This window comes from Collinsella sp. AF36-3AT (assembly GCF_003475205.1).
Taxonomy (GTDB): Bacteria; Actinomycetota; Coriobacteriia; order Coriobacteriales; family Coriobacteriaceae; genus Collinsella; species Collinsella aerofaciens_AF.
On the sequence record NZ_QROZ01000002.1, the window covers coordinates 1 to 19,895 of the forward strand.

At 62.3% G+C, this 19,895-nt stretch carries 19 protein-coding genes and 1 pseudogene; 10 read left to right on the top strand and 10 right to left on the bottom strand.

Annotated elements, in window-relative coordinates; genetic code table 11:
• Positions 1–219: 219 nt before the first annotated feature.
• Positions 220–777, top strand: coding sequence for a hypothetical protein (locus tag DW003_RS02445; RefSeq protein WP_118387363.1), 558 nt, complete (start codon positions 220–222; stop codon positions 775–777).
• A gap of 475 nt (positions 778–1,252) precedes the next feature.
• Here DW003_RS02445 and DW003_RS02450 read toward each other — a convergent pair whose 3' ends face one another.
• From DW003_RS02450 to trxA, 8 genes are all read right to left on the bottom strand, one after another.
• On the bottom strand, positions 1,253–1,921 hold the full coding sequence (locus DW003_RS02450; protein WP_118387365.1) for an HAD family hydrolase: 669 nt from the start codon (positions 1,919–1,921) through the stop codon (positions 1,253–1,255).
• Between the two features lie 105 nt (positions 1,922–2,026).
• A complete protein-coding gene (hypE, locus tag DW003_RS02455) occupies positions 2,027–3,061 on the bottom strand; it encodes a hydrogenase expression/formation protein HypE (protein ID WP_118387367.1) in 1,035 nt (344 codons plus the stop codon).
• Positions 3,062–3,109: 48 nt separating this feature from the next.
• Positions 3,110–4,222: a hydrogenase formation protein HypD gene (gene hypD, locus DW003_RS02460; protein WP_233545463.1), complete on the bottom strand. Its 1,113-nt coding sequence runs from the start codon at positions 4,220–4,222 to the stop codon at positions 3,110–3,112.
• Positions 4,222–4,482 carry a HypC/HybG/HupF family hydrogenase formation chaperone gene (locus tag DW003_RS02465; RefSeq protein ID WP_118288916.1) on the bottom strand — a complete coding sequence of 87 codons (261 nt, stop codon included), beginning with the start codon at positions 4,480–4,482 and terminating at the stop codon, positions 4,222–4,224. The genes hypD and DW003_RS02465 overlap by 1 nt, the downstream gene beginning before the upstream one ends.
• A 131-nt stretch (positions 4,483–4,613) precedes the next feature.
• Complete coding sequence (hypF, locus tag DW003_RS02470) at positions 4,614–7,082, bottom strand: carbamoyltransferase HypF (protein WP_118387369.1); 2,469 nt, start codon at positions 7,080–7,082, stop codon at positions 4,614–4,616.
• A gap of 102 nt (positions 7,083–7,184) precedes the next feature.
• Positions 7,185–7,697 (bottom strand): nickel-responsive transcriptional regulator NikR, encoded by a 513-nt coding sequence (gene nikR / locus DW003_RS02475; protein ID WP_199580128.1) that lies wholly within the window; start codon positions 7,695–7,697, stop codon positions 7,185–7,187.
• Between the two features lies 1 nt (position 7,698).
• Complete coding sequence (locus DW003_RS02480; RefSeq protein ID WP_118080198.1) at positions 7,699–7,947, bottom strand: hypothetical protein; 249 nt, start codon at positions 7,945–7,947, stop codon at positions 7,699–7,701.
• Positions 7,948–8,168: 221 nt separating this feature from the next.
• Positions 8,169–8,489 carry a thioredoxin gene (gene trxA / locus DW003_RS02485; protein ID WP_117564566.1) on the bottom strand — a complete coding sequence of 107 codons (321 nt, stop codon included), beginning with the start codon at positions 8,487–8,489 and terminating at the stop codon, positions 8,169–8,171.
• A 136-nt stretch (positions 8,490–8,625) separates the two neighbouring features.
• Here trxA and DW003_RS02490 point away from each other — a divergent pair, with 136 nt between their 5' ends.
• Positions 8,626–9,201: a hypothetical protein gene (locus DW003_RS02490; RefSeq protein WP_117564541.1), complete on the top strand. Its 576-nt coding sequence runs from the start codon at positions 8,626–8,628 to the stop codon at positions 9,199–9,201.
• 18 nt (positions 9,202–9,219) lie between these two features.
• Here DW003_RS02490 and DW003_RS02495 read toward each other — a convergent pair whose 3' ends face one another.
• A complete protein-coding gene (locus DW003_RS02495; protein ID WP_117843688.1) occupies positions 9,220–9,747 on the bottom strand; it encodes a GHKL domain-containing protein in 528 nt (175 codons plus the stop codon).
• 187 nt (positions 9,748–9,934) lie between these two features.
• On the opposite strand from DW003_RS02495, the gene DW003_RS02500 reads away from it, so the two are divergent.
• The 7 genes and pseudogenes from DW003_RS02500 (at position 9,935) to DW003_RS02530 (ending at position 17,066) form a co-directional block, all read left to right on the top strand.
• Positions 9,935–11,041 carry a hypothetical protein gene (locus DW003_RS02500; RefSeq protein ID WP_233545465.1) on the top strand — a complete coding sequence of 369 codons (1,107 nt, stop codon included), beginning with the start codon at positions 9,935–9,937 and terminating at the stop codon, positions 11,039–11,041.
• A gap of 82 nt (positions 11,042–11,123) precedes the next feature.
• Positions 11,124–11,351: pseudogene (locus tag DW003_RS10095) on the top strand (transposase); the annotation flags it as partial.
• Positions 11,252–12,220, top strand: a complete 969-nt coding sequence (locus DW003_RS02505) for an IS3 family transposase (RefSeq protein ID WP_158550933.1) — start codon at positions 11,252–11,254, stop codon at positions 12,218–12,220. The pseudogene DW003_RS10095 and the gene DW003_RS02505, both read left to right, overlap by 100 nt.
• Before the next feature lie 978 nt (positions 12,221–13,198).
• On the top strand, positions 13,199–14,224 hold the full coding sequence (gene nadA / locus DW003_RS02515) for a quinolinate synthase NadA (RefSeq protein WP_118387373.1): 1,026 nt from the start codon (positions 13,199–13,201) through the stop codon (positions 14,222–14,224).
• A gap of 56 nt (positions 14,225–14,280) precedes the next feature.
• Positions 14,281–15,657: an L-aspartate oxidase gene (locus DW003_RS02520; RefSeq protein WP_233545469.1), complete on the top strand. Its 1,377-nt coding sequence runs from the start codon at positions 14,281–14,283 to the stop codon at positions 15,655–15,657.
• A 3-nt stretch (positions 15,658–15,660) separates the two neighbouring features.
• Positions 15,661–16,521, top strand: coding sequence for a carboxylating nicotinate-nucleotide diphosphorylase (nadC, locus tag DW003_RS02525; protein WP_118387375.1), 861 nt, complete (start codon positions 15,661–15,663; stop codon positions 16,519–16,521).
• A complete protein-coding gene (locus DW003_RS02530) occupies positions 16,521–17,066 on the top strand; it encodes a transcription repressor NadR (RefSeq protein ID WP_118387377.1) in 546 nt (181 codons plus the stop codon). The genes nadC and DW003_RS02530 overlap by 1 nt, the downstream gene beginning before the upstream one ends.
• Positions 17,067–17,157: 91 nt before the next feature.
• Here DW003_RS02530 and DW003_RS02535 read toward each other — a convergent pair whose 3' ends face one another.
• Positions 17,158–17,343 carry a DUF362 domain-containing protein gene (locus tag DW003_RS02535; RefSeq protein ID WP_006235216.1) on the bottom strand — a complete coding sequence of 62 codons (186 nt, stop codon included), beginning with the start codon at positions 17,341–17,343 and terminating at the stop codon, positions 17,158–17,160.
• A 658-nt stretch (positions 17,344–18,001) separates the two neighbouring features.
• On the opposite strand from DW003_RS02535, the gene dnaK reads away from it, so the two are divergent.
• The gene (dnaK, locus tag DW003_RS02540) at positions 18,002–19,894 is read left to right on the top strand and encodes a molecular chaperone DnaK (protein ID WP_118387378.1); all 1,893 of its coding nucleotides are present in this window, start codon (positions 18,002–18,004) and stop codon (positions 19,892–19,894) included.
• The last annotated feature ends 1 nt before the right edge of the window (position 19,895 follow it).

A 19,895-nucleotide genomic window follows, 5' to 3' on the forward strand; every position in this document is an offset into this window, starting at 1 on the left:
ACCCTAAGAGCAAACCACCCTTTTTAAGGGTGGTTCTGATTGCACCGCGGGGAAGCGTTTTATTGCACGTTGGGCGGGCTTGCAAACCGTTCGGACGCTAAAACGAACCGACCGCGCCTTCGCGTTGCCGAGGGCGTTCATAAGTGGATAGAATGGGCTTACTTATTACAACGTGCGCCGCGTCCGGGAAGCGCGGTGCCGCTCATTGGGAGGAACAACATGAAAAAGAAGCCGCTGCTTGCGCCCCTCATGGCCGTCTTGGTTGCATGCGTGGTCGTGCTTTCCGGCTGTGGAGGTCCTTCGGTTGAGGAGCTCATCACCGAGGATCTTACGACGCAGTTTGACGAGGTCAAAAACGGTGGCGACGACTTCCTCTCTGGTCTGGAGGAGGCTTCGGGCGACGAGTTCGAGCAGCTGGGTATCGATCCCAAGGAGTATGCCAAGACCTATCTCGAGGGCTTTGACTACAAGATCGGCGACGTGACGGTCGACGAGGACAAGGGTGTCGCGACCGCCGAGGTTTCTATCACATGCAAGTCTATGAACAAGATCGTCGAGGACTTCTCCACCCAGTATCAGGAGAAGGTCGCTGCGCTTGACACGGTTCCTTCCGATGACGAGCTGTACAAGATGGCCGGTCAGGTTATGGTCGATGTGACCAAGGCCACCGAGCCCAGGAAGACCACGGTTATCTTCAAGTACACCTGCAACGACGACGGCGAGTGGTCTGCCGACGACTCCGTCAACTCCGAGATGATGGATGCAATGCTGAGCTAGTTTGTTGCGGCGTTTTACCAAACGCCGCAACTGCTCGACGCTGCGCGGGCACCAGAGCGACAACTTGTCATTCAAAGAGGACGGCATGACCAGAAGGTCTATGCCGTCCTCTTTTCATGCCAATTTGTTCGCTCTGGTGCCCGCTCGCTGTCCGTCCTCTACCTGCGGCGTTGCCATGGTAGTCATTGGGGCGGCACTTGGGGACGTTCCTTTTCTGCCGGCAGTTGGGGACACTCCTTGCGCCAGCGTTGCATCGAATGCTCGGGAAAATACGAGCCGGTATTTGGCCGAATAGCGGGTCGCGGTTTCCGGATGGGGTGGGTTGTGGAAAGTGCGACCCGGAATATTGCTCTGAAACGGGATGCCGTTTCCCCGACAAGGCTCAACCGGAAAGCGCATCCCATTCTGGGGCGGCAAAACGGGATGCGCTTTCCGCGCGACAGAATCTATGCAGCCGTGTTGAGCGACAGCCCCGCTACTCGCCCAGAATCAGCGCCGCGAGCTCTGCCTGGCTGTCCACCACGTAGTCGGCGCCGGCGGACTCCAGCTCTGCGCGGCCGCGGAAGCCCCAGCTGACACCGGCGCTCTTGAGGCCGGCGTTGTGACCGGTCAGAACATCGACATTGGAATCGCCCACATAGAGCGTGGTTGCCGGGTCGGCGCCTAGCTCTTCCATCGCATGCAGCGTAACAGGCGCCTCGGGCTTGGGAGGAAACGCATCGACGCGGCCCTGCACCAGCGCAAAGCGCTCGGAACCAAAGTATTTTTCGATAAGCGGAGCGGCCGAAACATGGTCCTTGTTGGTGAGCACGGCAAGCTGCACGCCCGCGGTGCGCAGGCGGTCGAGCATCTCGATCGTACCGGCGTACGGTGCGGTGTGGTCCTCCTTGTGCTCGCCGTAGTAAGCCCTAAACTCGGCAAGCGTCTGCTCAAACATACGGCCGTCGCCCGCATACTCGGCAGGCATAAAGCGCTCGACCAGCTTGAGCATGCCGTTTCCCACCTTGTAGCGGTACTCGTCTACGGCAAACGTGGGCCAGCCGTGCGTCTCGCAGGTATGGTTGCCGGCGGCCGCCAGGTCCTCGAGCGTGTTGAGGATGGTGCCATCCAGATCAAAGATCACATGGGAAAAAGCTGCTGCCATGGGTGCTCCTGCCGCTTGAGTTGTAAAACGCACCCCATGATACTTGGCATGCGTGCCGGGCATGTTTGGAATCTGAATATCTTTAATAGCCCTGAGCCTTTGTCGTTAGCAAATCCTCGGCAGCTGCTCTCCTACGAGCATGTCGAGGATGCGGGTCGAGCCCCAGCCGGTGCGCACGCGCACGGCGGGGCGGGCGTCCTCGGCAAGCGGCAGCACGCGACCGATAATAGCGGCATTCTCGCCGTAGCGCGCGGCGCGCATGGCTGCCAGCGCGGCATCGGCCTGCTCGGCCGGCACCACGGCAACCATCTTGCCCTCGTTTGCTACCTGCAGCACGTCATAGCCGAGCATCTCGCAGGCTGCCTGCACGTCGGGGCGCACAGGCACGGCATCCTCGTCGACCTCCATGGCAACGCCGCTGGCCTGGGCAAACTCATTGAGCGTGGACGCCAGGCCGCCGCGCGTGGGGTCGCGGAAGCAGCGTGTTTCGGGTGCTGCGGCAAGCACATCGGCAATCAGGTGGTTGAGCGGCGCGGCATCGCTTTCGATGGTGCTCGAAAACGCCAAGCCCTCGCGTTGGCTCATGATGGCGATACCGTGGTCGCCCAGCGTACCCGATACCAGAATGACATCGCCGGGCTGGCAGTTGGCGCCGCTGAGCGCTACGCCCACGGGCACTTCGCCCACGCCGGCGGTATTGATGTAGACGCCGTCGGCCCCGCCGCGCTCGACCACTTTGGTGTCGCCGGTGATGATCGCCACGCCCGCCTCGTGCGCCGTCTCGGCCATCGTTTGCACAATCTGGCGGAGCTTATCCATGGGATAGCCCTCTTCGAGGATAAAGCCGCACGATAGGTAGCGTACGTTGGCGCCCGAGGTCGCGACGTCGTTGACGGTTCCGCATACAGCGAGGCGGCCGATGTTGCCCCCGGGGAAGAACTGCGGCGAGACTACAAAGCTGTCGGTCGACATGGCGATGCGCCCGCTCGTGGGCAGCGCGGCGACGCCGGCATCGTTGCCCTCGAGCAGCTCGGGCGACCCAAAGGCATCCAAAAAGACCTCATCGATGATGCGTTTCATCATCTGGCCGCCGGAGCCGTGACCCAGCAGGACGGTGCTATCGGTAACGCTATGGGACATATCGAAAACTCCAATCGTGGGTGGTGCCAGTGTGCGGGTGCGTCCGGGCTAGTTACGGTATCTAAAGTACGCCGCGCAGCTGCCCTCGGAGCTCACCATGCAGGGGCCGACGGGATGCTCGGGTGTACAAGCGTGGCCGAACAGAGGGCAGTCGCTCGGCGTAATGGCTCCGCGCAGCACGTCGCCGCAGCGGCATCCGTGTGGCTCGACCGTCGGCTCGATGGGCACGTCAAAGCGGGTGCGGGCATCAAAGCGCGAGAACTCGGGGCGGATGGAAAGGCCCGAGTTGGCAATCGGCCCCAGCCCGCGCCATGTGGTGTCGCACGGCTCAAACACCTGCTCGACCAGCTGGCGCGCCACGGGGTTGCCGTTCGCATTGACACCGCGGCGGTAGGCGTTGTCGATCGCCGGCCTGTTCTCGACAACCATCTGGACCAGCATGCAGATGCCCTGCAGGATATCGACCGGTTCAAATCCCGTGACCACACCCGGGGTATTGAACTCATCGACCAAAAACCCAAAGGGTGCCAGGCCCGTGATGGTAGCGACGTGACCAGGCAGGATAAAGCCGTCGATGGTCGTCTCGGGGTCGTTGGAGATCGCACGCAGGGCCGGCGGCGTGGTCTTATGGGCACAGTAGACCGAGAAGTTCTGGAGTCCGCGTGCATCGGCCTCCAAAATGGCGGCGGCGATGGTGGGCGTCGTGGTCTCAAAGCCGACGCCCATAAAGATGACCGGGCGATCGGGGTTGTGTTCGGCGATATCGAGTGCATCGAGCGGGGAGTACACAATGCGAATATCGCGCCCCGCCGCCTTTTGCGCGGCGAGCGAGGTAGACGACCCGGGCACGCGCATCATGTCGCCAAAGGTGGTGATGATGGCGCCGTCCATCTTGGCGAGCGCGATTGCATGGTCGATATCGCGGTTGGCGGTAACACAGACGGGGCAACCCGGACCGCTCAGCAGTTTGAGCCCGGCAGGCATAATGGAGCGAAAGCCATAGCGACCGATGCTCACGGTGTGCGTGCCGCAGACTTCCATAAGGTTGATGGTGCGGTCGCCGACGAGTTCACGGATGCGCTCGATGAGCTCGCGAGCCAGCTTGGGATCGCGGAATGCCGAGAAGTCGATACCGGAGCGAGCCGGCTGTCCGGCCGCCACTAGTAAGCCTCCGCCGGGTTGGTGGCCAGCTGGTCTTCTTCGACCAGTTCGGTCATGGTATTGACGAGCTCGAGCGTCTCTTGGGCTTCCTGCTCGTCGACAATCTGAATGCCAAAGCCGGCGTGCACGAGAATATAGTCGCCTACCTGTGCCGTCGGCACGAGGCGCAGCGAAACGGGGCGCTCGATGCCCATCATGTCGACGGTCGCCTTAAGGTCGTCGTCGCGTTTGACCACTTTACCGGGAACGGCAAGGCACATAATGTTCCCCTTTTATACGTTTTGCGCTGGATAGGCGCCTAATTACCCATCAGTTGATGGTAGCGCTCGCGGAAGTCACGAGCAAACGCGTTACACCTGTGAGACGGCGGCGCGCAGGCTGGCAAAACGGCCTATCGCGATGCTGTCTGCGCAAGGCGGGCGCGAGCGATGGCGGCCTGACCGTAGGCGATGCAGCCGTCGTTGACGGGCACGGAGTGGGGGACCAAGACGGCAAGACCGGCGTCTTTGAGTTCGTGGGTAAGGAGCTGAAGCAAAAGTCGGTTCATGAACACGCCGCCCGAGAGCGCGACGGTATCGATGCTTTCGCGCGCGCAGATTTCGCGTGCGATTCGTGCCGAAGAGCGCGCGATGGCGATATGGAAATCGAGCGCGAGCCTGTAGGCCGCAGCGCCGGCCCTGATTCCCTCCAAAAGCGCCTCAATAAGCGATCTGGAGTTTAGAACATGGTGGGCGTCCGGACGGGATGATTCGGTTACGGAAAAGCCGGCTATATTGCCGGTGAGGCAGGCACTTTCACTGCTGAGCGCGCGCCAGGCGGCGGCTTCGAGTTCTATGGCGGGTTCGCCCTCGTAGGTTGCCTTGTCGCAGATGCCCAGAATTGCTGCCGCGGCATCAAAGAGACGCCCCATGCTGCTGGTACGCGGGCTGTTGATGCCGCGCTCGATCATGGTGGCTGTCACGCGGCGCGTTTGCTCGTCGAGGCTGTCCAAAAGCCGAGCGGCACCTGGGTGCTCGAGCAGGCCGAGCTCACTGAGCAGGGCAAAGGCGTTGCGGCGGGCGTCGCGTACGGACGCTACGCCACCGGGTAGGGCCCAAGTGCGCAGATGCGCTGCGCGCTCAAAGTCAGCAAGGCCAGCGACAAGAAACTCGCCGCCCCATATGGTGTCATCGGTGCCGGCGCCCGTGCCATCGAAGGCAATGCCGAGGACGCGCGCCTCGGGCGCAAGCTGGCCTGTGACAATCGCTTCTGCCATCACGCTCGCGATGTGCGCATGATGGTGCTGGACTTCGATAAGCGGCAGATTGTGCTCCCGTGCCTGCTCGCGCGCCCACTGACCCGATAGATAACTGGGGTGTACATCGCAGGCCAAGGCGGCGGGTGCCAAGTCAAAGAGATCTTCCAAGCGCGTGCGCGCGGCGTTCCAGGCATCGAAGGTCTCGCCGTTTTCAACATCGCCGATATGCTGCGACACAAAACAGGTTGTCTCGCCGTTCGTCCCTTCACGCGTGAGTGCAATCGTGGCTTTTTGTTGTGGCCCACAGACGAGCACGCAGGACGGAGTGCCGTCGAGCGCCGGCAACGGCAGCGGCTGGGGTGCATATCCGCGAGCGCGGCGAACGGGCATAACAGCGCCGTCGACCACGCGTACCAAAGAGTCGTCGTAGCGCGAGAGGATCGCGCGGTCGTTACCGAGCAACGCGTCGGCGATGCCGGCGGCAACGAGGCGTTCCCAGGCAAGGTCGTCGTCGGTCTCGATGGGTTCTTCGCTCAGATTTCCGCTGGTCATGACGAGCGCGTGCATGCCGCGGGTTTCTGCCGCGGCAAGCAACAGATGCTGAAGCGGGGTGTAGGGGAGCATGACACCGAGCTCGGGAAGGTCGTGCGCGACGGAATGCGCGAGCGCGAGGGCGTCGGGGGAGCCGCCGCTCTCGCAAGCGGCACGTCGGCGCAGCAGCACAATGGGGCGAATGCTGCCGGCCAGCAAGCCGCGCTCAATGTCGTTGACATGGCACAGGCGTTCAACGTCGGCAAGGTCGCGCACCATAACGGCAAGCGGTTTGTTGCTGCGGCGTTTGCGGCGGCGAAGCTCGGCTACCGCCTGCTCGTTGGAGGCGTCGCATGCCAAGTGAAATCCGCCCAGACCCTTGATGGCGACGATGCCACCGTCGGCCAGCAGCTCAACGCAGCGCTCGATGATAGCGTCGCTGGCCTCGCGTGTGGTACCGACGGCCGGTGTCGCGGACGAATTCCCGCACGCATTGCCGTTCACAGCCTCGCTCCACGTAATATGCGGCCCGCAATCAAAGCAGGCATCGGGCTGCGCGTGAAAACGCCGGTCGAGTGGGTCGGCATACTCCGCGGCGCACTCGGGACACATGGGAAAACAATCCATCGAGGTGGCCGCTCGATCGTAAGGCAGCGAGCGGATGATGGTAAAGCGCGGCCCGCAGTTAGTGCAGTTGATAAAGGGGTAGTGATAGCGTCGGTCGGTGGGGTCGAACAGTTCGCGCAGGCAGTCGTCACAGGTGGCGATATCGGGAGAGATGAGCGTCGTGTGCACGGTCTGATCCTGCGACGCTACGATACGAAAGGCCCGCTCATCGTCGGCATCCCAACCGTTGGCTGCCAGGTCCACAACCTCGACATGCTCTACGCGGGCTGCCGCAGGCGCATGCTCAGAAAGCGCGTCAACAAAAGCATCGAGCGCATCGGCCAGAGCATGCGCTTCGATGTGCACGCCGTCGCCCGCATTGAGCACCCAGCCGCAAATGCCATGCGCCATAGCCTCGCGATACACAAACGGTCGCATGCCAACGCCCTGCACAATGCCCGTCACATGAATATGCACATGCCGCATGCGACACCCCTCATCAAAACCGACCAAAAAGGGACAGGTTTATTTTGGTCGGTAAAACTTCTAAACCTGCCACAACAAACCTGTCCCTTTTTGGCAGGTGCGCTATAGCCCCAGGCTTTGCTTGGTGGCGGCGCAGGTGAGCTCGCCGTGCTTAACGCCGCGCAGGCCCAGCAGTCGGTCGGCTAGTTCGTAGACGCGCTCGCCGCGACCCTTGAGCGCCAGAATCTCCAGACAGTTGTGGTGATCCAGATGCACGTGCATCGTCGATACGATTTCGTCGGTGTAGTCGTGCTGCACCTCATCCAGGCGGCGTGTCAGGTCGCCTGTGTGATGGTCGTAGATCATGGTGAGCGACCCGATAACGTGCTCATCGGGCGTGCGCATCTGCTCTTTGGCGATCGAGGCGCGAATCAAATCGCGGACTGCCTCGGAGCGGTTGGCCACGTCGCCGCGGCGCGCGATCTGTTCGTCAAAACGGCGCAGCAGGTCGTCAGGCGCGGTGACCGAAAAACGGACCAGCTCGGAGCCGGAGCCACTACAGCGGCAGCCCGCGTCGCCGTCCGCCCCGTGCGGATGCTCGTGCTCGTACCCGCAGCCGTGCTCGTGTTCGGCCACGTTACACCAGCTTCACGGAGCCGACGGAGTTGTGGTCGGCCTCGATGGCCTCTTCGTAGCCCTCGAGTGCGTCGTGGGCCTCGTGCAGCGCGGTCATGGCTGCCTCGAGCTTGGCGCCGATGCGCTCCATGTCAAAATTCTCGGTCGCATGCAGCAGCTGATGGCTCCACTCGTGAGCGAGCTCGATGGTGTCGTCGACCTGCTTGACGCTCATGGCAAGCTGGCTCATGTTCATTCCAACATCATGCATGGGAAATCTCCTTGTGTAGGCGGTAATCCGGCGGTTCAGATTTTACTACGCCCGCTCTGCGCGCCACTGCATAAGAAAACGGGTGCGAGTCTGTGCGACTCGCACCCGTTCACTGGGGGCTGTTTGTGACTACCATACTATCCGTGGTCGCACGCGCCGCACCCGGCAGTCCGGCGAGCGGTACAAAACCGCTCATGGACGGCGGGTAAGTAACAAGCGTATTACAGATGCTTCTCCAGCAGCGCCTGCAGCCTCGCCTTGGGCAGAGCGCCGACCGAGCGGTCGATCTCCTCGCCGTTCTTAAACACAATCAGCGTGGGGATGCTCATGACGCCATACTTCATGGCCAGGTCCTGGTTGTCGTCGACGTTGCACTTGGCCACAGCCAACTTGCCGGCCAGCTCGTCGGCAACCTCGTCTACGATGGGCGAGAGCGAGCGGCAGGGGCCGCACCACGGGGCCCAAAAATCAACCAGTACGGGCAGGCTATCGTTGACGACAGCGCCGAAGTTCTCGGGGGTAATCTGCTTAATGTCAGCCATGGTGACCTCCATAATACGACGCGGCTCGGCCGCGTAAAACTCAGTACGACCGTGCTTATACCCAGCGGCCCGCAAAGCAACCACTCGCGGGCGGCTCTTTTATATAATGGTGGGCACGCAAACGATTGGAGAGCGCATGCCCACGTCACAAAGCCAGAAAAAAGAAGCCATCGCTCAGGCGACCGAGCAGGAGCTCGCGTCGCTTGCAGATCGCGGTGTGCGTATCGCGGGCAACGCGTGCTCGCCGATTGTGCTGGTCAAAGGCGATTTGGATGAAGCCGAGTGCTCGGGCGGCGAGCTGGCCGCCGGCGCGGATGGCGCCGCGTTGCGCAAGGCGCTCGGTGCCATCGGATATGCCCCCGAGGATTTTTGTGTGCTGGCAAGCGTCGCCGGCGCGGGCGACGGAGCGGTCGCGGCGGGCGAGGCCCTGACGTGCGACCTGTTCCGCGAGGCGCTGGAGACCTTGGACCCCGAGGCGGTGCTGCTGCTGGACAACAGTGCGGCCGATGTCATGCGCGAGACCTATGCCGATATGCTTGTGGCAATTGATGACTTTGACACCGCCATGCTCAAGCCCGGCCTGGTCGCCCATGTGCAGGGGCGCCGCGTGCTGGCGCTCGACGGTTTTGAGGCGGCGCTCACCGACAAGGCCGCCAAGCAGCGCATGTGGGCCTACATTAAGCAGCTGACCCCGGCGGCTGCACCGCTGTAGCGAGGTTGGCGGCAGCCCCTACATCACGGCGCGCAGCTCAAACCGGTCGCCGTTAATGCGGAACTGGCAGTTGCCGTTCATGCGCTCGACGGCAAGCATAATGCTCTTGGTGCCAAAGCCGTGCCCAGTGTGCTGAGCCACGGGCATGCCGTCGACCATGTGCGGCGCACGGCCAAACGTGTTGGAAACCAGCAATAGAAGCTGACCGTCTTCGTAGCGAAGGTCCAGGTCGACAAACCGCTTGCCTTCGGGGGCGGCGCTCGCCGCGGCGATGGCATTGTCCAGGGCGTTCGATACCACACTGAACAGATCGACATCGCCCACGTGGACGGTTTCGGGCACGGCGGCGTGCAGGTCGGCGGTGATGCCGTGCGCGTTGATGTCCGCGGAAAGCGACGAGAGCGCAATGTTGACCGTTTCGTTGGCGCAGTAGCGGCGCACGGCGGTGCGGTCGTTGGTCTCGCAGAGCGCGTCGATGCGCTCGAGTGCCTCATCGGTGTGACCCTCTTCGATCAGGGCCGCTAGACCGCGCAGGTAGTGGCGCATGTCGTATCACATTGAGACCAAGTCAAGAAGAATCGCTTCGGTCGAATCGCGTCTTTTGGGTGAGTTCTCAACGTCCGCTGCCGCTGGTTTCCACCGTATGCCGAAAACACCCGGACGATGCCGTGCAGATCGCTTCGCTCTGCTATAGTCTCCCAAATTCACGTTTTCTATTGGGATGGTGGTTAATATGGGCGACATGCTCGAATCGTTCCTGCGCGTGGCGATGGTGGTGTTCATCGTCGGTCCGCTCACTGCATGGGTCGCCCGTCGCGGCGCGCGCGAGCGCAGTGAGGCGACGGACAGCCTCGATCGCTTCACGGTGCGCATGCCCGCTGCCATTCGCACGATCATCGCCTGCTGCGCCGTCGCGTTCGAACTGCTCATGCTGGGTGTCTACGTCTGGCAGGGCGTCTCGTTGGGCGAGTGGGACCACGAACTTGTGTGGTTCGGTCACGCCATGGCGCTCGCGGGCATGGCCATCTGGGCCCTGCTGAGCATCCCGCGCATCGACGTGGACGGTGAGCGAATTCTCTCGCGTAACGCCTTCGGCATCCGCAAGGAGACGACGTTTGGCAACATCACCCGTGCAACGCTTCACACGCAGATGATGAGGATCGACCTGTTCGAGGGCGACCGGAAGTTCTGCTCGATAAGCCTCGAGGGGGTGTGCTCGCTCAACCTCCTCGCCCGTCTGGAGGAAGAGGGCATCGAGGTCTCGGACGCTGTTGACGGCCCGATGACCAAGGCGGGTCTGTGTTGGTCTGCCATCAAGCCGTTGACGATTGTTTTCAACGGTATGGCGCTCGTCTTCTCGCTCGTGATCGCCTTCATGGCTGTTTTCACCGACGCCGGTGCTCGTCTGCTCCTGCTCGTCCCATGCCTCTTCCTGTTCATAGGGGGACTCCTGCCTCTGCTCATGCTCAGCATGCCCGCCCGTGGTATCTACGAGATCGGCAGACAGGAGCGCGAACTCGGTTTCTCCTTCGCCGAGGAGATGGCGAGCCGAGGTGCCACGGGCACCTCGCTTGTCGACGACGATTGGTTCATCGAGATCAGCAACGCCCGCGTCGTGGCGTTCCGCCGCGATTATCTCAAGAAGGTCACGGCGCACGAGGATAGCGAGAGCGGCGACCGTTGCACGGTTACCACGAAAGGCGGTCGCAAAATCAAGGTGTACGCAGCGGGCAGCACGCTCGAGGACCTGCGCTCGTGGTTCAAACAGGGTGCCAAGGCCAGAAGCACGCTCGACCGTGCAGAGGACGTGCTCGAGACGACGTCTGATTGGGTTGTCTGACCTGTATCGTCTTTTCGGACACGCATGCTAGAGGCCCAATCCTTTAGAATGCATTCATCGACGACCGAGAGGACGGTATGCTATGTCCAACCCAGCCGCCAAGTACACCGACGAGTTCAGGCGCGAGACCGCCGACTACATCATCTCGATGGGCAGGCCGATAACGGAATGCTGCGCAGAACTGGGCCTGAATTCCAAGACCGTGAACAAGTGGGTGCAGAGCCGCCGGCGCGAGCTTGCCGGCGGGCCCGACCCCAAGGCCGAGGACCGCGAGCTTCGCGAGGCGAAAAGGCGCATACGCGAGCTCGAGATGGAGAACGCCTTCTTGAAAAAAGCCGCGGCCTTCTTCGCCAAAAGCCAGGCGTAGCCGCATGCTACCGGATGATGTTGGCGGAGAAGGCCGAATTCCCGGTGAAAATGATGGCCCGCGTGCTCGGCGTGAGCCGATCGGGCTTCTACTCGTGGCTCTCCAACGGCTGCCCGCGAGAAGACTGGTCGGCCGAGCGCGAGGCGGTCCGGCGCGTGTGGCTGGAGTCGGACCGCAGGTTCGGCTTCCGGTTCGTGAAATGCTTCCTGCCCGGCGAGTTCTCCGGATTGACCCTGTACAGGGTGCGCAAGCTGATGCGCGAGCTGGGAATACGCGGCTGCACGCCCAACGCCAGGAAGCGCACCACCATCCCCGACCCGAAGGCCAGGCCCCGGCCCGACCTGGTGCGCCGCGACTTCACCAGTCCCGTTCCAACCTGCAAGCTCGTGGGCGACATCACCTACCTGCGCACCGGCGAGGGATGGCTGTACCTGTCGACGGTCATCGACCTCAACACCCGCATGGTGGTGGGCTGGTCGCTCTCCGAGCGCATGACCGCCGACATCGTGGTTTCGGCGCTGGCGTCGGCCAAATCGCGCGGCTACGTGGCCGGCAACGCGATATTCCACGCCGACCGCGGCGCCCAGTACACCAGCAGGCTTCTGGCCGAATGGGCGCGCGACAACGACGTGCGGCTGTCCTGCAGCCGCGCCGGCAACTGCCACGACAACGCGGTGGCCGAGTTCATCGAGGCGTACTACAACCGCCGAAGGCCCCGCTCGACGATCGGCTACAAGGTGCCGGCCGAGGCCATGGCGGCCTTCTTCGAGAGAACCGAGCCCAAGCTCGAGGCCATGCCTATGGCCGCTTGATTTCTCGAGCATTCGTGTCCGAAATCTTGACACAGGTCAGAAGGCCTCGATGCCAGCGCTGCGCCGATATGGGGCAGCGGCCCCCCGTTGGCCGCCATGGCCCTGACTTCCGAGCGTATGCTGGCGCCGCTCGTCTTAAGACGTCGACCTCCATCCGGAGCCTGCGGTTCTCGCGCTCGGGCTCCAGGATCCGGTTCTACTCGGGCATGCGGTTGTCGGCGGCGCGCGGCGAGCCGGTCTCGTTTATCGACTTGACCCGCCTCTCCACGGTGCTCTTGTCGAGGTCGCACTCGTCCATGGCCTCGCGCCTGGGCTTTCCGGCGTTGCGGAGATCGACTATCTTCCTCTTGAACTCGTCGGTGAAATGCCTCGGTCTGGGGCCGGTCGAGGCCGAGCCCCCGGTCCGGCTGGGGTAGCATGTCGCTGCGGACCATTGTCTTTCCTCTCGTTGAATATCTAGGCGCTGGCCCTTTCTTGCTTCTTACACCTCGATTGTGCTCGCTACCCCCAGCGGGCCCGGATCGAGCGATTCGGGCCCGCTTTTGGGGTCTGCCGGAAGCCCGGTGGTCAAAAAAGGCCAAATATGAGTACTGTTACCAGTTTAGTGGCAGCCAAATGGCCTCAAAAATCGGTGCCAGCGGCCAAAAGCGCATCGATTTTCGTCCGTCAGAGTCACGATCGGGCTCCAAACAAGGCGATTTTGCTGATCTGGACCGGAAAATCGCTGCTACTAATTTGGTGACAGTACTCATATTTGGCCTTTTTTGACCACTGCCCCTTGGTTCAGGACAATGCGGGCCGCTCGAATCTTGGGGCGGGTCCATTTTCGACTATCCTCAGCTTGCCAGTTCGAAAATGGACCTGCTGCATGATTGAATCTTTATTTCAACTTTACACCTAGGTTTACAGCTGTCTTGTCAGCTGTAAACCTAGGTGTCATACTAAAGCCCCAAGATTCGCCAAAAGAGAGGGGCCTTGATGGCACAGAGCGCGAACATGGATGCATCGGAGCTTGCACGCGACATTGCGGCCGGCCTGGCATCGGCAACGACGGCAACGGAGCGCGCGGCACTGGTGCCCGCAGAGCTCGTCGAGGCCATTCAGCAACTAAAAACCCAACGTGACGCGGTGATCTTGGCGCACTACTATGTGGCGCCCGAGGTCCAAGCCGTTGCCGATTTCGTCGGTGACAGCTTCTACCTGGCCAAGCTCGCCAAGAGCCTGCCGCAGCAGACAATCGTGCTGTGCGGCGTGGAGTTTATGGGCGAGAGCGCCAAGCTGCTCAATCCCACCAAGACCGTGCTGTTGCCCGAGCCGGGCGCGGACTGCCCCATGGCGCACATGGTCAAGCGTGAGACGGTCGACGCGGCGCGCGCCGAGTATGGCGACGACCTTGCCGTGGTGTGCTACGTCAACTCGACGGTCGAAATCAAGAGCTGGAGTGACGTGTGCGTTACCAGCTCTAACGCCGTCAAGATCGTCTCCGAGTTGCCGCAGCAGCACATCTTGTTCATTCCCGACCAGAACCTGGGCCGCTTTGTGGCCGAGCAGGTGCCCCAAAAGCACGTCATCCTCAACAACGGCTACTGCCCGCGTCATCACATCATCACCGTCGAGCAGATCGTCGACGCGCAGGAGGCGCACCCCGACGCGCTCGTGCTGGCACACCCCGAGTGCAAGGCCGACGTCCTGGCCGAGGCCGACTACATCGGCTCTACCGCCGGCATCATCACGTATGCCGAGGAGTCGGACGCGAGCGAGTTCATCATCGTGACGGTCCGCGGCGTGCTCTACGAACTCGAGCGCCGCTGCCAGGGTGCCGGCAAGAAGTTCTACTTCCCTGCGGTGCAGCCCACCTGCGTCAACATGGATCTCATCACGCTCGAAAAGCTCGTGCACTGCCTGGAGACGGGCGAGGGCGAGGTGCAGATTGGCGTGTCGGATACGGCCGCCGATCAGGCCAAGCTCACGCTCGACCGCATGCTCGAGTACGCGGCGCGCTAAGCCAATGTGACATGAGGGACCATCCCCTATGCCACATTACAAGGGAGAGGATTCCAGTGGAAACCAAACAATACCCCGATATGGAGTGTGACGTCGTCATTGCCGGTTGCGGCGTGGCGGGCCTGTATGCGGCTCTCAATCTGCCGACGAGCACGCGCGTGATCATGCTCTCCAAGGGCGCTGTCGACGAGTGCGATTCGATGCTCGCGCAGGGTGGCATCTGCGTGCTGCCCGAGGGCTCTGACTACGATGCCTTCTTTGAGGACACCATGCATGCCGGCCACTACGAGAACCGTCGCGAGAGCGTCGACATCATGATCCGCTCGAGCCGCTCGGTCATCAACGACCTGCTGGCGATGGGCGTGGATTTTGAGCGCAAGGCCGACGGCAGCCTCGACTTTACCCGCGAGGGCGCACACAGCCGCCCACGCATTGCCTTCCATGCCGATATTACGGGCAAGGAGATCACGACCAAGCTGCTCCAGGCCGTTCGCAAGCTGGACAACGTGCAGATTTTGGAGCACGTGGCCATGACCGACATCCTGACGGGCGAGCGTGATGGCGCCACGGTGTGCACCGGTGTCGTCGCCGTTTCCGTGGACGAGGACAACTCGGTTCGTCCCGCCGACGAGCTGACAAATGCCGCCGAGGGCGTGCATGCTGGCGAGCCGTTTAAGATCCATGCCCGCCACACGCTGTGGGCGACGGGCGGTATCGGCGGCGTATACGACCATTCGACCAACTACCCGCAGCTCACAGGCGATGCCTGCTACATCGCTCAGGAGCATGGCATTAAGATGGAGCACCTGGACTACGTGCAGATTCACCCCACGGGACTGTTCTCGCCGCAGCCGGGTCGCACCTTCCTGATCAGCGAGAGCTGCCGCGGCGAGGGCGCGATTTTGCTCAACGCCGCCGGCGAGCGCTTTACCGATGAGCTTCAGCCGCGCGATGTGGTCGCCGCCGCTATTCGCGAGCAGATGAAGCAGGACGGCACCGAGCACGAGTGGCTGAGCTTTGCCCCCGTCGAGCGCGATGTGGTGACCGGGCACTTTGCCAACATTCGCGCACGCTGCCTGGAGGACGGCCGCGATATTTTGGACGAGCCCATCCCCGTTACGCCCACACAGCACTACTTTATGGGCGGCGTGTGGGTCGACAAGGACGGCCGCACCTCGATGCCCGAGCTCTACGCCGCGGGCGAGACGGCTTGCAACGGCGTTCACGGCAAGAACCGCCTTGCATCAAACAGCCTGCTCGAGGCGCTGGTCTGGGGTCGTCGCGCCGCGTGGTACATGCGTACCGGCGAGTCGCTGGCCGTGGAGCAGGCGGGCGATCCCGCGCTCGATGGCCGTCATCGCGCCCTGAGCGTCGACACCCTGGCAATCGATGATTTGGCCCGTGCCGCCGGCACGCAGGCCGTGGAGGAGTAGACCATGAATCCCATTACCATGAAACTCGTCGTCGATGATCTGATTCTGCAGGCTCTGCGCGAGGACATTACATTTGAGGACGTGAGCACGGCGAGCGTGTGCCCCGCGGCGCGCCCCGCCACGGTGGAGCTTATCGCCAAGGCCGATGGCATCATCGCCGGCTTGGACGTGTTTGCCCGCACCTTTGAGCTGCTGGATCCGCAGAGCTCCGTGTTGTTCGATGTCGCGGACGGCGACGAGGTGCACGCCGGCGACCACGTGGGCCAGGTACGCGGCGACGCGCGCGTGCTGCTTTCGGGCGAGCGCGTGGCGCTCAACTACCTGCAGCGCATGAGCGGCATCGCTACTTACACGCATCGGATGGCGGCTGCGCTCGAGGGCACCAAGACCGTGCTTGTCGACACGCGCAAGACCACGCCGGGCATGCGTGTCTTCGAGAAGGCCGCAGTCGAGATCGGCGGTGGCAGCAACCACCGCTATAACCTGTCGACGGCTGTCATGCTCAAGGACAACCACATCGACGCCGCCGGTGGTGTGACTCGTGCGATCGAGATGGCACGCGCCCACGCATCGTTTACCACGACGGTCGAGATTGAGTGCGAGAACCTGGACATGGTGCGCGAGGCCGTGGATGCTGGCGCCGATATCATCATGTTCGACAACATGACCCACGATGACATGGCTGCCGCGATTGAGCTTATCGCCGGCCGCGCCAAGACCGAGTGCTCGGGCAACGTGGATGCCAGCAATATCCGTGCTCTGGCCGATCTGGGCGTCGACTTTATTAGCTCGGGAGCGCTGACGCACTCTGCGCCGATTCTCGATCTCTCGCTTAAGCACCTGCGTCTGCTGGACGGTAAATAATGGACGCCCGCGAGCGTCGCTGTGCCATCATGGGCGTGCTCGAGGGAGCCAAAGGCCCCGTATCGGGCGGTGCGCTTGCGCGCGAGGTGGGCGTAAGCCGCCAGGTTGTCGTGCAGGACATTGCCTTACTGCGTGCCGATGGGCACGACATCGTGGCCACCAATCGCGGCTACGTGTTGCAGGAGGCTCCGAGCAGCCCGGCGGTGCCCACGCGTCTGGTCAAGGTGCACCATGGCGTTGAGCAGGCGGGTGATGAGCTCACGAGCATCGTCGACGCAGGCGGCGCCGTGCTCAACGTGATCGTCAACCACCGCGTGTATGGCAAGATCACGGCCGACCTGGACATCCGCAACCGACGCGATGTCGAGCGCTACCTAGAGGGCATCGCCAGCGGCAAGAGCTTCCCGCTGCTGACGGTGACCAGCGGCTACCACTTCCATCGCATCGCCGCGGAAGACGAGCAGACCCTCGACGAGATCGAGGCCATGCTCAAGGAGAAGGGCTACCTTGCCGATTTAATGCCCTACGAGGACGACCTGTCCTAGTAACGACGAATGCAAAAGGAGGCCTCCGCGGCGATGCGGAGGCCTCCTTTTTGTGCACGGTGTACTTGTGAGTGTGCAAGTGGGGGAGTTGTTACTCCTCGACGATCTCGGTGATCGCGCCGGCGGGGCAAGCGTCCTGGCAAGCGCCACAGGCGACGCAGGAATCCTCGTCAGCGACGGTAGCGACGTCCTGGAGCTCCAGAACGCCAGCGGGGCAGGAGTCGACGCAAACGCCACAAGCGATGCACTCGTCGGCATCAATTACGGGATGAGCCATGGTAGTTTCCTCTCTGTTGACCGACGCTACAGGCGATGCGCGTCGGTTTGATTCGGGCAAAAACATACCACGGGAGCGACCGTTTGCAATACCCTCTGGCCGGCATCTTCATACCGTTCGCCGAGTATGCCAAGGTTTACTAAAAAACGCGCAGGTGGGGCCGTTGAGCTGCGCAAATGTTAGCTATAGGTGACTTGTAATATTGACCTATTGAGCGCGCCTGCGGAAAGGGCATCCCGTTATTTGGCCGAAAACCGGGTCGCAGTTTCCGGTTGGGCCCGCTAGCGGAAACTGCGACCCGGTATCAGCTCTCAAAACGGGATACGGTTTCCGGTTGAGCCTTCAGACGGAAACTGCGACCCGGAATCCACGCTCAAACCGGGATGCGCTTGCCGCAAGACGGCCCCCAGGCACCCCCGGACGCAAACCTCAGCCATCTCTACATAGATCTCAATAGATTTTCCGAGAACTCAAATAGCGCTTCTACCTGCGCTTTTACGAACCTAAACTCTCAGCAATAAGAAATCTTATATGAATTGACTTAGATTTTGTATATTCCGGCCCATAAGGGGATACACTACATCCTGAAAGACAAGCCGAAGCGCCGCGCGACAGACCGTCGAGGCGGCGCGAACGCAAAAGAGAGAGGGAATTTCTAATGAGTAAGATTCTTGGTATCGACCTTGGTACTACTAACTCCGCTATGGCCGTCCTCGAGGGCGGTTCTCCGACCATTATCGTGAACGCCGAGGGCGACCGCACCACCCCGTCCGTCGTGGGCTTCCGTGCCGACGGCGACCGCGTCGTGGGCAAGGCCGCTAAGAACCAGGCGGTCACCAACCCCAAGAACACCGTGTTCTCCATCAAGCGCTTCATGGGCCGCAAGTACTCCGAGTGCACCTCCGAGATCAAGACCGTGCCGTATGAGGTCAAGGAGGGCCAGGGTGGCCGTGCCGTCGTCGATATCGAGGGCAAGGATTACACCGCCGAGCAGGTGAGCGCCATGACGCTCGCAAAGATGAAGGCCGACGCCGAGAAGTATCTGGGCGAGACCGTCACCGACGCCGTCATCACCGTCCCGGCCTACTTCAACGACGCCCAGCGTCAGGCCACCAAGGACGCCGGTAAGATCGCCGGTCTCAACGTCAAGCGTATCGTCAACGAGCCGACCGCTGCTGCTCTGGCCTATGGCCTGGACAAGCAGGGCTCCGATCAGCGCATCCTGGTCTTCGACCTGGGCGGCGGCACCTTCGACGTCTCCATCCTCGACCTCGCCGACGGCGTGTTTGAGGTTCTGTCCACCTCGGGCGACAACCACCTGGGCGGCGACGACTGGGATCAGCGCGTCATCGACTGGATGGCCGACAAGTTCCAGCAGGAGAACGGTGTCGACCTGCGTCAGGACCCCATGGCCCTGCAGCGTCTGAAGGAGGCCGCCGAGAACGCCAAGAAGGAGCTCTCCGCCGCCCAGCAGTCCACCATCAACCTGCCGTTCATCACCATGAACCAGTCCGGCCCGCTGCACCTCAACTACACGCTGACCCGCGCCGAGTTCGAGAAGATCACCCGCGACCTGCTCGAGCGCTGCAAGCAGCCTGTCACCAACGCCCTGCGCGACGCTAAGCTTAAGCTCTCCGATCTGACCGAGGTCATCCTCGTCGGCGGCTCCACCCGTATGCCCGCCGTCCAGGAGCTCGTCAAGACCATGACCGGCAAGCAGCCCAACATGTCCGTGAACCCCGACGAGGTCGTTGCCGACGGCGCTGCCGTCCAGGGCGGCGTGCTCACCGGCGACGTCGAGGGCATCCTGCTGCTCGACGTTACCCCGCTGTCGCTGGGTGTCGAGACCATGGGCGGCATCATGACCAAGATGATCGACCGCAACACCACGATCCCGACCTCCAAGACCGAGGTCTACTCCACCGCTGCCGACAACCAGACCAGCGTCGAGATCAACGTGCTCCAGGGCGAGCGCGAGCTTGCCCGCGACAACAAGTCGCTCGGTAAGTTCCAGCTGACCGGTATCCCGGCTGCCCGCCGCGGCGTGCCGCAGATCGAGGTCACCTTCGACATCGACGCCAACGGCATCGTCAAGGTCTCCGCTAAGGATAAGGGCACCGGCAAGGAGCAGCAGATCACCATTTCCGGCTCCACCGCGCTTTCCGACGACGAAGTCGATCGTATGGTCAAGGACGCCGAGGCTCATGCCGAGGAGGACAAGAAGCAGAAGGAAGAGGTCGAGGTCCGCAACCAGACCGACAGCCTGTGCTACTCCACCGAGCAGACCCTCAACGAGCTGGGCGACAAGGTTTCCGCCGACGTGAAGTCCAAGGCCGAGGCCGCTATCGCCGACGCCAAGAAGGCGCTCGAGGGCTCTGACGTCGAGGCCATCAAGGCCGCCGGCGAGTCCCTGCAGTCTGTGGCCTACGAGCTGGCCCAGGTTGTCTACGCCGACGCTCAGCAGCAGACCGACGGCGCCGCCGGTGCCCAGCCTGCCGACGATGACGTTGTCGACGCCGACTACGAGGTTGTGGACGACGAGGACAAGTAAT

What these genes read in the sequence shown, in the direction of transcription:
- DW003_RS02535 (WP_006235216.1), bottom strand. Translation starts at nt 17,343, where the DNA reads ATGGCTCATCCCGTAATTGATGCCGACGAGTGCATCGCTTGTGGCGTT.
- hypF (WP_118387369.1), bottom strand. Translation starts at nt 7,082, where the DNA reads ATGCGGCATGTGCATATTCATGTGACGGGCATTGTGCAGGGCGTTGGC.
- DW003_RS02490 (WP_117564541.1), top strand. Translation starts at nt 8,626, where the DNA reads ATGCCCACGTCACAAAGCCAGAAAAAAGAAGCCATCGCTCAGGCGACC.
- nadA (WP_118387373.1), top strand. Translation starts at nt 13,199, where the DNA reads ATGGCACAGAGCGCGAACATGGATGCATCGGAGCTTGCACGCGACATT.
- DW003_RS02445 (WP_118387363.1), top strand. Translation starts at nt 220, where the DNA reads ATGAAAAAGAAGCCGCTGCTTGCGCCCCTCATGGCCGTCTTGGTTGCA.
- DW003_RS02530 (WP_118387377.1), top strand. Translation starts at nt 16,521, where the DNA reads ATGGACGCCCGCGAGCGTCGCTGTGCCATCATGGGCGTGCTCGAGGGA.
- dnaK (WP_118387378.1), top strand. Translation starts at nt 18,002, where the DNA reads ATGAGTAAGATTCTTGGTATCGACCTTGGTACTACTAACTCCGCTATG.
- hypE (WP_118387367.1), bottom strand. Translation starts at nt 3,061, where the DNA reads ATGTCCCATAGCGTTACCGATAGCACCGTCCTGCTGGGTCACGGCTCC.
- trxA (WP_117564566.1), bottom strand. Translation starts at nt 8,489, where the DNA reads ATGGCTGACATTAAGCAGATTACCCCCGAGAACTTCGGCGCTGTCGTC.
- DW003_RS02465 (WP_118288916.1), bottom strand. Translation starts at nt 4,482, where the DNA reads ATGTGCCTTGCCGTTCCCGGTAAAGTGGTCAAACGCGACGACGACCTT.
- nadC (WP_118387375.1), top strand. Translation starts at nt 15,661, where the DNA reads ATGAATCCCATTACCATGAAACTCGTCGTCGATGATCTGATTCTGCAG.
- DW003_RS02450 (WP_118387365.1), bottom strand. Translation starts at nt 1,921, where the DNA reads ATGGCAGCAGCTTTTTCCCATGTGATCTTTGATCTGGATGGCACCATC.
- DW003_RS02480 (WP_118080198.1), bottom strand. Translation starts at nt 7,947, where the DNA reads ATGCATGATGTTGGAATGAACATGAGCCAGCTTGCCATGAGCGTCAAG.
- DW003_RS02495 (WP_117843688.1), bottom strand. Translation starts at nt 9,747, where the DNA reads ATGCGCCACTACCTGCGCGGTCTAGCGGCCCTGATCGAAGAGGGTCAC.
- DW003_RS02500 (WP_233545465.1), top strand. Translation starts at nt 9,935, where the DNA reads ATGGGCGACATGCTCGAATCGTTCCTGCGCGTGGCGATGGTGGTGTTC.